This window comes from Pseudomonas sp. Sample_14, assembly GCF_004307515.1.
Classification (GTDB): Bacteria; Pseudomonadota; Gammaproteobacteria; order Pseudomonadales; family Pseudomonadaceae; genus Aquipseudomonas; species Aquipseudomonas atacamensis.
Map to the genome: position 1 here is coordinate 1 of NZ_RCOC01000043.1, position 14,264 is coordinate 14,264.

Sequence of the window (14,264 nt, forward strand, 5' to 3'; positions counted from 1 at the left end):
CCCGCCTCCACCGCCGCCGGAACCCGAGCAGCCGGTGGAAGACGAGGACGCGGTCAAGCCGCCGCCCAAACCGGTGGAGAAGCCCAAGCCGATCGAAAAACCAAAACCGGTCGAGAAACCCAAACCGGTGAAGAAAGTCGAGCCACCAAAAGCGCCGCCAGCCCCGGCGCAACCTGCCGCACCTGCGGCGCCTACGACACCGAGCGCACCACCGGCACCACCTGCTGCGCCCGCTCCGGTCAAGGAGTCGGCGGCGATTTCCGGCCTGGCCAGCCTTGGCAACCCGCCGCCGGAATACCCGTCGCTGGCGCTGCGGCGCAATTGGGAAGGCAGCGTGGTGCTGCGCATTCAGGTGCTGGCCAGCGGCCGTGCCGGCAGCGTGACGGTGACCAAGTCCAGCGGTAAGCCGCAACTGGATGAGGCGGCCGTCGCGGCGGTGAAGAACTGGAAGTTCATTCCGGCCAAGCGCGGTGACACGCCGATCGACGGCTTCGCCACCCAGACCATCGATTTCAAATTGCCGCAATGACGGCGCAACCGACTCATTACTGATTAACGCAAGCGAGGTGTAGCCATGAACGATTCACTGTCTTCGATGATTGTCCCCGGTGTGCTCTGGGGCCTGGTGCTGTTTTCCGTGGTCAGTTGGGCGATCCTGCTGGTCAAGTCGGCCCAATACCTGCGCCAGAAAGCGCAGAACAAACAGTTCGCCAAAGCCTTCTGGAGCGCGCCAGACCTGCTCACCGCCGCCGAACACGCCAGCCAGTATCCAGGCTCGCTGGCGCGCATCGCCAGCAGCGGTTTCGAAGCCCTGCTGGTGGAAGAGTCGCCGCGCACCACGCAACAACTGGCGCACACCATCAACCGCTCCGACCGCCTGGAACGCAACCTGCGCCAGCAGATCCAGAAAGAACGTCGCTCGCTGGAAAACGGCCAGGCGATCCTCGCCAGTATCGGCAGCACCGCGCCGTTCATTGGCCTGTTCGGCACCGTGTGGGGAATCATGGAAGCCCTGCAAAGCATTGGCGAAACCGGCTCGGCCAGCCTTGAAGCGGTCGCCGGGCCTATCGGCCACGCGCTGATCGCCACTGGCGTGGGCATCGCCGTCGCCGTGCCGGCGGTGCTGATCTACAACTTCTTCCTGCGTCGGCTGAAACTCGCCTCGGCGGACATGGACGACTTCGCCCACGACTTCGACGCCCTCGCCTCGCGCAGTGCGTTTTCCATCAGCCGCCAGGCCATCGCCAGCAAAAGCACCACCGCCGTGCGGGAGGCCATCTGATGTCCTTCTCCACTCAAGACAGCGATGAAGTGCTCAGCGAAATGAACGTCACGCCGCTGGTCGACGTGATGCTGGTGCTGCTGGTGGTGTTCATTGTCACCGCGCCGCTGATGACCAACGCGATCAAGGTCAACCTGCCGAAGACCGACGCCGTCGCCCCTGCCGAAAAGAAAGACCCGGTGGTGGTCAGCGTCGATCAGGACGGCAAGTTCTATCTGGCCAAGACCGAACTGGCCCCGGAATCCCTAGAGGCCAGTCTCAAGGAGGTCAAGGCCAAGGACGCCGACGTGCGCGTGCAGTTGCAGGCCGATGCCGCCGTCAATTACGGCCAGGTGGCCAAGGCGATGGCATCGATCGAACGCTCCGGCATCAGCAAGATTTCGGTGATGACCACCCACTGAGTGCGGTGCCGGATGGGTGATGAAACACCCGCCCGGCACCGCTGAAAAAAGAAATCCCGTCGCACCCGGCCGACCGAAACAACGCTACGCGTCTTCGGAGGGGATCGGCTTGCTTGAAGAAAGTGGTTTTCCGCGCGCGGTATCACCGGAAGCGGAGCAATGAGCGGCTCACAAGGCCAATTCGATAACGTCTGAAAATCGGAAACAACCATGCTGATGAACACTCCACGCTTCACGCTCAAACCTTTGGTGGCAACCATGTCTCGCCACCGTTTCGTTCCGCTGTATCTGGTGGCCATGGGGATGGGCGCCGGGACCGTGCAAGCGGCCGAGGACGACAACAGCGCCACGCCGGCAGCCGCTGTGGTGGCGGCGCCGACCACGCAACTGCAACGGGTCGAAGTGACCGGTTCGGCGATTCGCCGGGTCGATGCGGAAACGGCGGTGCCGATCACCGTTCTCAAGGCTGAAGAGCTGCGCAAACAGGGCGTGACCACCACCGCCGAACTGGTGCAGCGCATCACCGGCAGTCAGTCGATCAACAACAGCGCCGGCTCCGTGGGCGCGGCAACGGGCGGTGCGTCGTTTGCCGACATGCGCGGCATCGGCGCGAACAAGACGCTGGTGCTGCTCAATGGTCGACGCCTGGCCAACAACGCCCTGTCGGGGACCAACTCGGCCGGCGGCGCGGTGGACCTGAACATGATCCCGTTCGCCGCCATCGAGCGCGTGGAAGTGCTGCGCGACGGCGCCTCGGCCCTGTACGGCACCGACGCCATCGGCGGTGTGATCAACTTCATCACCAAGAAATCCCTTACCGACGGCGCGTTGACCCTCGGTGGCGAAACGCCGACCCACAGCGGTGGCGGCGCGACCAAGGACATGAGCGCCAGTTGGGGCTACGGCGATCTGGAAGAAGACCGCTTCAACGTCCTCGGCGTGTTCAACTACAACAAGCAGCAGAACCTCGACGCCAACGACCGCTCCTTCGCCACCGACTACGCGCCCGGTCGCGGTCTCGATCAGACCTCCGGCACCGCGTTCCCCGGCAACTACAGCCAGAACGGCAACGCCACCAACCCGTTGGCCAACAGCAACTGCAACGGCCCCAACCTGATCGCCCGCGACGGCTTGTGCCGCTTCAGCACCCGTGAATTCATCGACCTGGTGCCACAGACCGAGAAGACCTCGTTCTTCGGCAAGACCACTGCCAAGCTCGGCGATGATCACAACGCCAACCTCGAATATTTCTGGTCGCGCAACAACAACGCCGTCGCCGTCGGCCCGGCGCCACTGACCGGTCTGAGCCTGGATTCCTCGTCGCCGTACTACCCCGGCAACGGCATCACCCCGGCGCCGACCGATTTCGCCCTCGACCCGACGCAGCCAGTCGATGTCAACTGGCGTGAAACCGCTGCCGGCCCGCGTGAATCGAAAGACCAGAACACCAGCCAGCGCTTTCTGCTGAGCTTCGATGGTCTGGTTGGCGGCTGGGATTACAACGTCGGCGCCTCGTACAACCAGAACAAAATCGTCTCCAGCGTCACCAGTGGCTATGTCAGCGATCAGGCGATGATTGACGGCCTGGCCAGCGGTCTGCTCAACCCGTTCGGTCCGCAGACCGCTGCCGGCCAGCAGTACATCGATGCCGCCGCGTACCACGGCGCCTACTCCACAGCCGTGGGCCGCGTCGCCGGTTTCGATGGCCGCGTCAGCCGTGAAATCGGCGACTGGTTCGGCGCAGGTCCGTCCGGTCTGGCGCTGGGCGGCGAGTACCGCAAGGAGAAATTCCATCAGGATTTCGAGTCGTTCGCCGGCGACATCCAGAGCCTCGGCATCGACCCGGCCGGCAGCGTCGAGGGCGACCGCAGCGTCAAGGCCGCCTATGCCGAACTCAACGTGCCGGTGCTCGACAGCCTTGAATTGTCCGCCGCTGTGCGCCACGACAAATACAGCGACTTCGGCAGCACCACCAACCCGAAATACTCGTTCCGTTATCAGCCGTTGAAAGAGCTGGTGGTGCGTGGCGCCTACAGCGAAGGTTTCCGCGCGCCGTCGCTGTATGAACTGTATTCGCCGCGCAGCATCACCTTCACCCAGGGTTTCTACAACGATCCCGTGCTGTGTACCGGCGGCGTGGTGCAACCGGGCGGTAACGGCGGGCGTGATTGCGGTCAGCAATTCCTCAACCAGATTGGCGGCAACGAGGATCTGGCCCCGGAGAAGGCGCGCAACGTGACGTTGGGCTTCGTCTACCAACCGATCAGCAATCTGTCGGTGGGTCTGGATTTCTGGTGGATTCACATCTCCAACCAGATCCAGCCGTTCCCGGAATCCACCGTGTTCGATCAGGCCGACTCCTACCCGGACCGCTTCGTGCGCAACGCCGACGGCACGCTCAACTACATCGTCACCGGCAACGCCAACCTCGGCATCGTCGAGACCAATGGTGTCGACGTGTCGCTCGACTATCGCTTCCCGAACACGCCGTACGGTCAGTTTGGTCTCGGCCTGCAAGGCACCTATGTCGACGAGTACGACTTCCAGAGCACCATCAAAGGCCCGTTCACCGACAAGGTCGGCGACTTTCAGGGTGACGGCGTGATCTCGCGCTGGAAGCACAACCTCACCGGCAGCTGGAGCCTGGGTGCGGCGCGGGCAGCGCTGACCAACCGCTTCACCACCGGTTACAACGACTATGACCGCGACACCCATTCGCGCGTGGCCTCGTATTCGGTGTGGGATCTGTCGGCCGGCTACACCTTCAACAAAGTGCTCGACGTTGATGCCGGGATGAAGAACGTGTTCGATCGCAACCCGCCGTTCTCCAACCAGGCCTACAACTTCCAGAGCGGCTATGACCCGCGCTACACCGACCCGCTGGGCCGGACATTGTTTGCGCGCATGACTTACCACTTCTAACCCCAAATAAAACGCACCCCTCTGTGGGAGCGAGCCTTTGTGGTGAGGGGATTTATCCCCGATGGGGTGCGAAGCGCCCCCAAGACCTGCCGACGCGGAGCATCAGAAGTACCGCATGCATTGATCTTGCGACTGCTGCGCAGCCGATCGCGGATAAATCCCTTCGCCACAAGGGCTCGCTCCCACCGGGGGTCCGGGTTCCTTCAGGGATTTCAAGGGTGACTTCATGAGTTTTTTGCGCAACATGGCAGGCCTGCTGCTCGGCAGTGCGCTGCTGTGCACTGGCACTTCGGCACTGGCCGCCGGCAGTCACGCGTTGACGGTGTACGGCGAGGCGCCGAAGTATCCGGCCGGCTTCAAGCATTTCGATTTTGTTAACCCCGACGCGCCCAAGGGCGGTTCGCTCAGCCGTGCGTCGATGGAGATCGGTCAGTACAACTACATCACGCCGTATGCCGATCAGGGCATTTCGGTGGTGCAGGTCAATGACTGGGTATACGCGCCGCTGGCGTTCCGTTCGCTGGATGAGCCCTACACGGTTTACGCTCTGGTTGCGCAGCAGATCGAGCGCGATCCCGAAGGTTTGTGGGTGCGCTTCACCCTCAACTCCAAGGCACGCTTTGCCGACGGCACGCCGATCACCGCCGAAGACGTGCGCTACACCTTCAACCTGCTGATGACCAAGGGCAGCCTGAGTTACCGCCAGCAATACGCCGACGTGCAGGACGTGCTGGTCGAAGGTCCACGCCAGGTCCGTTTCACCTTCAAGAACAACCTCAATCGCACCCTCGCGCTGGATCTGGCGACGCTGCGCGTGCTGCCCGAGCACTGGTGGAAAACCCGCGACTTCGCCAACGGCGGCGGCTTCGAGCCACCGCTGGGCAGCGGGCCGTACCGGGTGAGCAAGGTCGACGCCGGGCGCAGCATCAGTTTCCAGCGTGACCCGGACTGGTGGGGCAAGGACCTGCCGGTCAGTCGCGGCATGTACAACTTCGACAGCCTGACGGTGAATTTCTACGGCGACACCGACGTCGCTCGCCAACTGCTGCAGGCCGGTGCGTTCGACTACAACCGCGAGTTCTCTTCCTCGGGTTACGTGGTTGGCTACGACAGCCCGGCCCTGCGCGACGGGCGCTTGCAAAAAGCCATTCTGGCGCCGCACAAACCCACCGCCGCCCAAGGTTTTGTGTTCAACCTGCAAAACCCGTTCTTCAAGGATCGCCGCGTGCGTCAGGCGATCAGCCTGCTCTGGGATTTCGAGTGGACCAACAAACAGATGATGCGCGGCTTCTACGTGCGTCAGAACAGCTTCTGGCCCAAAAGTGAAATGGCCGCCAGCACCCTGCCCGATGCCGAGGAATTGAAGATCCTCGAACCGTTGCGCGGCAAGGTTCCTGACGAGGTGTTCACCACGGTCTATGAAGCGCCGAAAACCGATGGCAGCGGCTACATCCGCGACAAGCAATTGCAAGCGCTGAAGCTGCTCGGCGAAGCCGGTTGGACGGCGAAAAACAATCGTCTGGTCAACGCCGCCGGCGAGCCGCTGGAATTCACCTTTCTCGATGGTCAGGGCGGCTTCGATCGCATGCTGCTGCCGTTCAAACGCACCCTCGCGCAGATCGGCATCACACTCAATCTGCGACGGATCGATTCGGCGCAATACATCAACCGCCTCAACGCTCGCGATTACGACATGATCGTCTGCGCTTTCCCGCGCAGTGGCGATCCGATCGTCTCGCCGGGCCGCGAGTTGTACAGCCTGTATGGCTCGCAAAGTGCCACGCAAGTCGGCAGCTCGAACGCGATGGTGCTGGCCGATCCAGCGGTCGATCAATTGCTCGACGGGCTGGTCCAGGCCAACAGCCGCGAAGCCATGGTGCATTACGCCCGCGCCCTCGACCGGGTGCTGCAATGGGGTTACTACATGATTCCCAACTACTACTCCAAAGGCACGCCGACGGTGTATCAGAACCGCTTCGGCATGCCCGCCGTGCAACCTTCGTATGACGAAGGCCTCAACACCTGGTGGGAAGTCTCGGCCAGGCCGCTGACGACGCAGCAGATGAGCGCTCAGCTTGCGGGAGGCCAGTGACATGCTGCGTTATCTGAGTCGCCGTTTGCTGCTGATCATCCCCACGCTGTTGTGCATTCTGGTGGTGAATTTTCTTATCGTGCAGGCCGCACCCGGCGGCCCGGTGGAACAAGCCATCGCCCGCCTGCAAGGCTTTGGCGGGCACAGCATGGGCGGTGGCGGCGAAGTCGCGGCGGTCGGCGGTGCCGGGCGCAGCAGCCGTGGGCTGGACCCGGCGCTGATCGAGGAAATCAAACGCCATTACGGCTTCGACAAACCGCTGCACGAACGCCTGTGGCTGCTGCTGAAAAACTACGCACAACTGGATCTGGGCAACAGTTTCTTTCGCGGCGCCAAGGTCACCGACCTGATCGTGCAGAAGCTGCCAGTGTCGCTGTCGCTGGGTTTGTGGGCGACGCTGATTACCTACCTGATTTCAATCCCGCTGGGCATTCGCAAGGCAATCAAGAACGGCAGTGCCTTCGATGTCTGGAGCAGCACCGCGATCATCGTCGGTTATGCGATGCCAGCGTTTCTCTTCGCGATTCTGTTGATCGTGGTATTCGCCGGCGGCAGCTACGTCAACTGGTTTCCGGTGCAGGGGCTGGTGTCGGACAACTTCGACAGCCTCAGCACATTGGGCAAGGTCGGCGACTACCTCTGGCACCTCGTACTGCCAGTCACGGCGCTGGTGATCGGCGGCTTTGCCACGCTGACGATCCTGACCAAAAACAGCTTTCTCAACGAGATCAGCCGGCAGTACGTGATCACCGCACGAGCCAAGGGCCTGACCGAGAGGCGCGTGCTTTACGGCCACGTGTTTCGCAACGCCATGCTGCTGGTGGTCGCCGGCGTGCCGTCGGCGCTGATCGAAGTGTTTTTCGCCGGCTCCCTGCTGATCGAAACCATCTTCAACCTCGACGGCCTCGGGCGCATGAGCTACGAAGCGGCGGTGTCGCGCGACTATCCGGTGGTGTTCGGCGCACTGTTTCTGTTCACCCTGTTCGGCCTGCTGATCAAGCTGATTGGCGACCTCTGCTACACCCTGCTCGACCCGCGCATCGATTTCTCGGCGAGGACTGCCTGATGTTCACACTGTCGCCTCTAAGCCAGCGCCGCGTCGCGCAATTCAAGGCCAACCGCCGTGGGCGCTGGTCACTGTGGCTGTTTATCGGCCTGTGCCTGATCTGCCTCGGTGGCGAGCTGATCGCCAATGACAAGCCGCTGGTGATCCGCTACCACGACGTCTTTTACTTTCCGATCCTCAGCGATTACCTGGAAACCGATTTCGGCGGCCAGCTGCCGTTTCAACCGGATTACGCCAGCAGTTATGTGCACAAACTGATCGAGGATCAGGGCGGCTGGATGCTGTTTCCGCCGATCCCGTTCAGCTACGACACGGTCAACTACGACCTCACCGAACCGGCGCCCAGCCCGCCGTCATCGAGCAATTGGCTGGGCACCGATGATCAGGCTCGCGATGTACTGGCGCGGGTGATTTTCGGCACGCGGATCTCGATTCTGTTCGCGCTGATCCTCACCGCGATCAGCGCGTTGATCGGCATTCTCGCCGGGGCCTTGCAGGGCTACTACGGCGGCTGGGTCGACTTGCTCGGGCAGCGTGTACTGGAAATCTGGTCGGGGCTGCCGGTGCTGTATCTGCTGATCATTCTGTCCGGCTTCGTCTCGCCGAGTTTCTGGTGGCTGCTGGGGATCATGGCGCTGTTTTCCTGGCTGGCGCTGGTCGACGTGGTGCGCGCCGAGTTCCTGCGGGGGCGCAATCTCGAATACGTGAAAGCCGCGCGCGCGCTGGGCCTGACCGACAGCGAACTGATGCGCCGGCACATTCTGCCCAATGCCATGACCTCCACCCTCACCTACCTGCCGTTCATTCTCACTGGCGCCATCGCCACCCTGACCTCGCTGGATTTCCTCGGCTTCGGCATGCCCGCCGGCACCGCGTCGCTGGGCGAGTTGATCGGCCAGGCCAAACGCAATCTGCAGGCACCGTGGCTGGGGCTGACGGCGTTTTTTGCCTTGGCGCTGATCCTGTCTTTGTTGGTTTTCATCGGTGAAGCGTGCCGAGATGCCTTTGATCCGAGGAGCTGACATGCAAGACCATTTAATCGAGATCCGCGACCTGCGCGTCGCCTTCGCAGGGCAAGAAGTGGTGCACGGTGTGAACCTCGATATTCGCCGTGGCGAATGTCTGGCGCTGGTCGGCGAGTCCGGCTCGGGCAAGTCGGTGACGGCGCATTCAATCCTGCGCCTGCTGCCTGGCAAGAGCGTCAGCAGCAGCGGCGCGATTCGCTACAACGGCGTGGATTTGCTGCACGCCAGCGAACAACAGATGCGTGGTTTGCGCGGCAATCGCATTGCGATGATTTTCCAGGAGCCGATGACTTCGCTGAACCCACTGCACACGGTGGAAAAACAGATCAGCGAAGTGCTGGAAATCCACAAGGGCCTCAAGGGCCGCGCCGCCCGCGCGCGGACCCTGGAGCTGCTCGAGCTGGTGGGTATTCGCCAGCCGTTGCAGCGCTTGAAAGCCTATCCGCATCAGCTTTCCGGTGGTCAGCGGCAACGGGTGATGATCGCCATGGCGCTGGCCAACGAGCCGGAACTGTTGATTGCCGATGAGCCGACCACGGCGCTGGACGTAACCGTACAGCAGAAGATTCTTGAACTGCTGATCGAACTGCAGCAGCGCCTCGGCATGTCGCTGTTGCTGATCAGCCACGACCTCAATCTGGTGCGCCGGATCGCTCAGCGTGTGTGCGTAATGCGTCAAGGCGAGATCGTTGAACAGGCCGATTGCGAGACGCTATTCCAGGCGCCGCAACATCCTTACAGCTGCTTGTTGATCGAGGCTGAACCGAGCGGCGCGCCAGTGCCCAGTGAGTACGAGCACAACCTGCTGGAAGTGGATGATTTGAAGGTGTGGTTTCCCCTGCCGAAAAAAATCTTCAGCCGTCAGCAGGATTACATCAAAGCGGTGGACGGGGTCAGTTTCACCCTGCAACGCGGCAAGACGTTGGGCATCGTCGGCGAGTCGGGTTCGGGCAAGTCGACGCTGGGCCAGGCGATCCTGCGACTGGTCGAATCAGAGGGCAATATCCGTTTCGGCAACAAGCAGTTGAGCCTGCTCAATCAGCGCCTGATGCGCCCGTTGCGCCGGCAGATTCAGGTGGTGTTTCAGGACCCGTTCGGCAGCCTCAGCCCACGCATGTCGGTGCAGCAGATCATTGCCGAAGGCTTGCTGACCCACGGCATCGGCAGCGAGGCCGAGCGCGAGGCAGCGGTAATTCGCGTGCTCGAGGAAGTCGGCCTCGATCCGCAGAGCCGCCATCGTTACCCTCACGAGTTTTCCGGCGGCCAGCGCCAGCGCATCTCCATCGCCCGCGCACTGGTGCTGGAACCGGCGCTGATCCTGCTCGACGAACCGACGTCGGCGCTGGATCGCACGGTGCAGAAGCAAGTGGTGGAATTGTTGCGCCAGTTGCAGATCAGGCATGGGCTGACGTACCTGTTCATCAGCCATGATCTGGCAGTGGTGCATGCGCTGGCGCATGACTTGATGGTGATCAAGGACGGCAAGGTGGTTGAACAAGGCTCGTCGCGGGAGATTTTCGCTGCGCCGAAACATCCGTACACCCAAGAGTTACTGAAAGCCTCGGGCCTCAAGCCTTACAGAGAGCCTTGTGGGAGCGAGCCTGCTCGCGAATGCGGTGCGTCAGTCACATAAGTGCTGACTGACCCGACGCTTTCGTCGGAACGCCGCCCGGAGCAGGCTCGCTCCCCCAGGTTTGATCGGTGGTGTTTGAAATTTATTTTTCCGGCACTGCATCCAATCGCCTCCGCCACGGGTAGTCCCTGTAACAGCCCACTCTGGTGCTGTCAGCGCCCTACCCTTTTCGGAGAATCATCGGATGAACATCACCCAGCTGATTGGCTTCACCGGTTTGCTCGCTTTCACCGCGACCACCTTCGCCCAGAGCAGTTATCCCGACGCGATCAAGGTGCCGGACGGGCACAAGATTGCCCTGGAGACCACCGGGGTTGGCGAGATCACCTACGAATGCCGCGACAAACCCAATATGGCCGGGCAGACCGAATGGACCTTTGTCGGCCCGAAAGCGGTGCTCAATGATCGCAGCGGCAAACAGGTCGGCACCTATTTCGGACCACCAGCGACCTGGCAAGCCAAGGACGGTTCGAAAGTCACCGGCACGCAACTCGCCGTGGCACCGTCGAGCCCGGGCAACCTGCCCTATCAACTGGTCAAGGCCAACCCGGCCGAGGGCAAAGGCGCGATGACCGGGGTCAGCTATATCCAGCGTGTCGCGCTCAAGGGCGGCGTCGCGCCGGGCAGTGAGTGCACCATGGCGAACAAGGGCAAGCAGGAAGTGGTGAAGTATCAGGCGGATTATATTTTCTGGGCGGCGAACTGATATTCAGAAGCAGTGCACAATCCTGTGGGAGCGAGCCTGCTCGCGAAGAAGGAGTGTCAGTCGCCTTATTACTTTCTGACCCACCGCATTCGCGAGCAGGCTCGCTCCCACAGGGAACAATGCCTCTGGATGTTTGGGAAATGTGAGCTAGATTGCACCCCTATGCCTTTAGCCGAATCCGTTTTCGATTACGAAGCCCGCCTCGCCGCCTGTGCCCGGGGCGAGCGCGCGGCTTTGCGCGATTTGTATGTGCAGGAAGGCCCGCGCCTGCTCGGCGTGGCCAAGCGGCTGGTGCGCGATACGGCGCTGGCGGAGGATATCGTGCATGAGGCGTTCATCAAGATCTGGAATGGCGCCGCCGGGTTCGACCCGGCGCGCGGTTCGGCGCGGGGCTGGATGTTCAGCGTGACCCGGCATCTGGCCTTGAATCAGCTGCGCAAGCAAAGTCGGGAAACGCCGTTCAGTGAAGAACATGAGGCAGCGGCGCCTGATGAGGCGGTCGATGTTCACTCGGCACGCATTCATCGCTGCCTCGAGCAACTGGAACCGCAGCGGCGCAGCTGCATCCTCCACGCCTACGTCGACGGTTACAGCCACGCGCAGATTTCCGCGCGCCTCGACACGCCGCTGGGCACGGTCAAAGCGTGGATCAAGCGCAGCCTCAATGCTTTGCGGGAGTGCATGGGATGACCGGCGAATCAGCGCAGGAACGGGATGAACTGGCCGGCGAATACGTACTCGGGACCTTGTCGTTCGAGCAGCGCATCGAGGTACAACGGCGCCTGCCGAACGATCCAGAATTGCGTGCAGCGGTGGATGCCTGGGAGCGGCGTCTGCTGGAGCTGACCGATCTGGCCGAACCTCAGCAACCCTCGGCGCAGTTATGGCCGCGCATCGAGCGCAGTCTCGAACGGCTGACGGTGAAGAAACCGCTGAGCTCGTGGTGGAATCTGCTGCCACTGTGGCGCGGTTTGAGTGCGGCGGGCCTGGCTGCAACGCTGATTCTGGGTACGATGGTGCTGACGCAGACTGCGCCGAAACCGAGTTATCTGGTGGTGCTGGTGGCGCCGCAGGACAAGGCGCCGGGCTGGGTGATTCAGGCGAGCAATGCGCGGGAGATCCAGTTGATTCCGTTAGGGGTGGTCGAGGTGCCGGCGGACAAGGCGCTGGAGTTCTGGACCAAGGCTGACGGCTGGTCGGGGCCGGTGTCATTGGGCTTGGTCAAACCCGGGCAGGCTTTGTCGGTGCCGCTGGACAAACTGCCGCCGTTGCAGCCGAACCAGCTGTTTGAGCTGACGCTGGAAGGCGCCAATGGCTCGCCGATTGGCAAACCGACCGGGCCGATTCAGGCGATCGGGCGTGCGGTGAAGGTGCTCTGAGGCTCTGCTACGCGGTTGTCCGCAACCATCATCGACGTCGATGTTCACCATCACGGCAATGAAGTTCTCATAAAAAATTCCGGGCGTAACATCAGCTCCATACCAACCAACAACACCCCGGAGCACACCATCATGAAACGCCAGACTCTTCTCAGCATCGCTTTCTCGGTTTTCGCAGTTAACGCTTTCGCCGCCACCCCGGCGCACACCATGATCGCCGAAGGCGGTTCGGACAAGCTGATCGAAAGCCGTCTAGCTGAAGGTGGCTCGGATCGTCTGATCGAACGCCGCGTTGCTGAAGGTGGCTCGGATCGTCTGATCGAGCGCCGTGTTGCTGAAGGTGGTTCGGATCGGCTGATCGAACGCCGTGTTGCCGAAGGTGGCTCGGATCGTCTGATCGAACGCCGTGTTGCTGAAGGTGGCTCGGATCGTCTGATCGAACGCCGCGTTGCCGAAGGTGGTTCGGATCGTCTGATCGAACGCCGCGTTGCCGAAGGTGGTTCGGATCGCCTGATCGAACGCCGTGTTGCCTGATGCATGACTGCAAGCGCAACACCGCAGAGAAACCCGGCTCCCGCAGCCGGGTTTTTTATGTCTGCGTGTTTTATCCGGCCTTGGCCATGCAGCGCTTGTAACGCTCGTCCACGCGCTTGGCGAACCAGGCTGTGGTGAGTTTGCGGGTGATCTTCGGACTCTGCAGCACAATCCCCGGCAATACCGCGCGCGGTAACGCCTTGCCTTCGGCCCGCTCCGCCAGTTCGAACACGCGCTGATAGAGTTTGGTCTCTTCGAATTCCAGGGTTTTGCCTTTCTCCAATTGATCGCGAATCGTCGGGTTGCGCATGCCCAGCGACTTGCCGAGGGTGCGCACCGCCAGTTCGGTACTGCCGGGCATGATCGAGTCGTAGCGAATCAGGTCGCCGTCCAGGGTCAGCGGGATGCCGGAAGCGCGGCTGACCGCATTCTGAAACGCGGCATTGCGACTGGCGTACCAGCCGGCGTTGAAATCGGCGAAACGATACAACGGCTCACGGTAACTCACCGGATAGCCGAGCAAATGGGCGATGCCGAAATACATGCCGCCGCGCCGGCTGAACACTTCACGGCGAATCGTGCCGTCCACCGGGTACGGGTAATCCTTGGCGTGCTCCTCGGCGAATTCGATGCTGACCTGCATCGGCCCGCCGGTGTGAACCGGGTTGAAGCCGCCGAACAGCGTGCGGCCCATCGGCACCATGCCGATGAAGTCGTCGAAAATCGCGCTCAGCTCTTTCTCACTGCGCGCCGCATTCAGGCGTTCGCTGTAGCTCTTGCCGTTGGGCGAGCGCACTTGCAGAGCGCCGCTGACCAGCAGGCTGGGGATGTGCACCTTGGCGGCGCGGCGATCGATTTCGTCGCGGGCGATCTTGCCCAGGCCGGGCACCGTCGGGTCGGCCTGGAAAGTCGATTCCTGCTCGGCCACGGCCAGTACCGAACACAGATTTTGCGTGGTGGTGTTGATGCCCTGTGCGGCGAACGCGGCGTAGATGTCCGTGGCCCAGCCCTGACGGTCGGCAGTTTTCGCCGGCAACAGCCGAACGATTTCCGCCTTCACTTCGGCCGGCGGACGCGGCGCCGGTTCGTTGCTGCGCTGGCTGGCGCAACCGGCGAGCAGCAGCACGGCGCCGAGAGTAATGAGTAATCGCATGTTGCTCCATCCAATCAAATTAGCCACAACACCATACACAACCCCCGTAGGAGCTGCCGAAGGCTGCGATC

Annotated in this window: 13 protein-coding genes; 12 read left to right on the forward strand and 1 reads right to left on the reverse strand. The window is 62.0% G+C overall.

Features of this window, described 5'->3' with window-relative positions:
• The 12 genes from D8U61_RS09585 to D8U61_RS09640 form a co-directional block, all read left to right on the forward strand.
• A partial coding sequence (locus tag D8U61_RS09585) for an energy transducer TonB (protein WP_130926820.1) occupies positions 1 to 529 on the forward strand: 529 nt, incomplete at its 5' end.
• A gap of 45 nt (positions 530 to 574) precedes the next feature.
• A complete protein-coding gene (locus tag D8U61_RS09590) occupies positions 575 to 1,282 on the forward strand; it encodes a MotA/TolQ/ExbB proton channel family protein (protein WP_110603791.1) in 708 nt (235 codons plus the stop codon).
• Positions 1,282 to 1,683 (forward strand): biopolymer transporter ExbD, encoded by a 402-nt coding sequence (locus D8U61_RS09595; protein WP_041477201.1) that lies wholly within the window; start codon positions 1,282 to 1,284, stop codon positions 1,681 to 1,683. The genes D8U61_RS09590 and D8U61_RS09595 overlap by 1 nt, the downstream gene beginning before the upstream one ends.
• Before the next feature lie 210 nt (positions 1,684 to 1,893).
• Positions 1,894 to 4,605, forward strand: coding sequence for a TonB-dependent receptor (locus D8U61_RS09600; RefSeq protein WP_177433321.1), 2,712 nt, complete (start codon positions 1,894 to 1,896; stop codon positions 4,603 to 4,605).
• Between the two features lie 226 nt (positions 4,606 to 4,831).
• Positions 4,832 to 6,697, forward strand: coding sequence for an extracellular solute-binding protein (locus D8U61_RS09605; RefSeq protein ID WP_130926821.1), 1,866 nt, complete (start codon positions 4,832 to 4,834; stop codon positions 6,695 to 6,697).
• Position 6,698: 1 nt separating this feature from the next.
• Positions 6,699 to 7,763 (forward strand): microcin C ABC transporter permease YejB, encoded by a 1,065-nt coding sequence (yejB, locus tag D8U61_RS09610; protein WP_130901819.1) that lies wholly within the window; start codon positions 6,699 to 6,701, stop codon positions 7,761 to 7,763.
• Positions 7,763 to 8,785 (forward strand): ABC transporter permease, encoded by a 1,023-nt coding sequence (locus D8U61_RS09615; RefSeq protein ID WP_130926822.1) that lies wholly within the window; start codon positions 7,763 to 7,765, stop codon positions 8,783 to 8,785. Before yejB ends, D8U61_RS09615 begins: the two co-directional genes overlap by 1 nt.
• A 1-nt stretch (position 8,786) precedes the next feature.
• Positions 8,787 to 10,421, forward strand: coding sequence for an ABC transporter ATP-binding protein (locus tag D8U61_RS09620; RefSeq protein ID WP_241663612.1), 1,635 nt, complete (start codon positions 8,787 to 8,789; stop codon positions 10,419 to 10,421).
• A gap of 184 nt (positions 10,422 to 10,605) precedes the next feature.
• The gene (locus tag D8U61_RS09625; RefSeq protein ID WP_016775383.1) at positions 10,606 to 11,127 is read left to right on the forward strand and encodes a DUF3455 domain-containing protein; all 522 of its coding nucleotides are present in this window, start codon (positions 10,606 to 10,608) and stop codon (positions 11,125 to 11,127) included.
• 162 nt (positions 11,128 to 11,289) lie between these two features.
• Positions 11,290 to 11,817 carry a sigma-70 family RNA polymerase sigma factor gene (locus tag D8U61_RS09630; RefSeq protein WP_125927580.1) on the forward strand — a complete coding sequence of 176 codons (528 nt, stop codon included), beginning with the start codon at positions 11,290 to 11,292 and terminating at the stop codon, positions 11,815 to 11,817.
• Complete coding sequence (locus D8U61_RS09635) at positions 11,814 to 12,506, forward strand: anti-sigma factor (protein WP_130926824.1); 693 nt, start codon at positions 11,814 to 11,816, stop codon at positions 12,504 to 12,506. Before D8U61_RS09630 ends, D8U61_RS09635 begins: the two co-directional genes overlap by 4 nt.
• A 132-nt stretch (positions 12,507 to 12,638) precedes the next feature.
• Positions 12,639 to 13,040: a hypothetical protein gene (locus tag D8U61_RS09640; RefSeq protein WP_125918125.1), complete on the forward strand. Its 402-nt coding sequence runs from the start codon at positions 12,639 to 12,641 to the stop codon at positions 13,038 to 13,040.
• Between the two features lie 70 nt (positions 13,041 to 13,110).
• Here D8U61_RS09640 and D8U61_RS09645 read toward each other — a convergent pair whose 3' ends face one another.
• Entirely contained in the window at positions 13,111 to 14,193 is a 1,083-nt protein-coding gene (locus D8U61_RS09645) for a DUF1615 domain-containing protein (RefSeq protein ID WP_110603796.1), read from the reverse strand.
• Positions 14,194 to 14,264 lie beyond the last annotated feature (71 nt).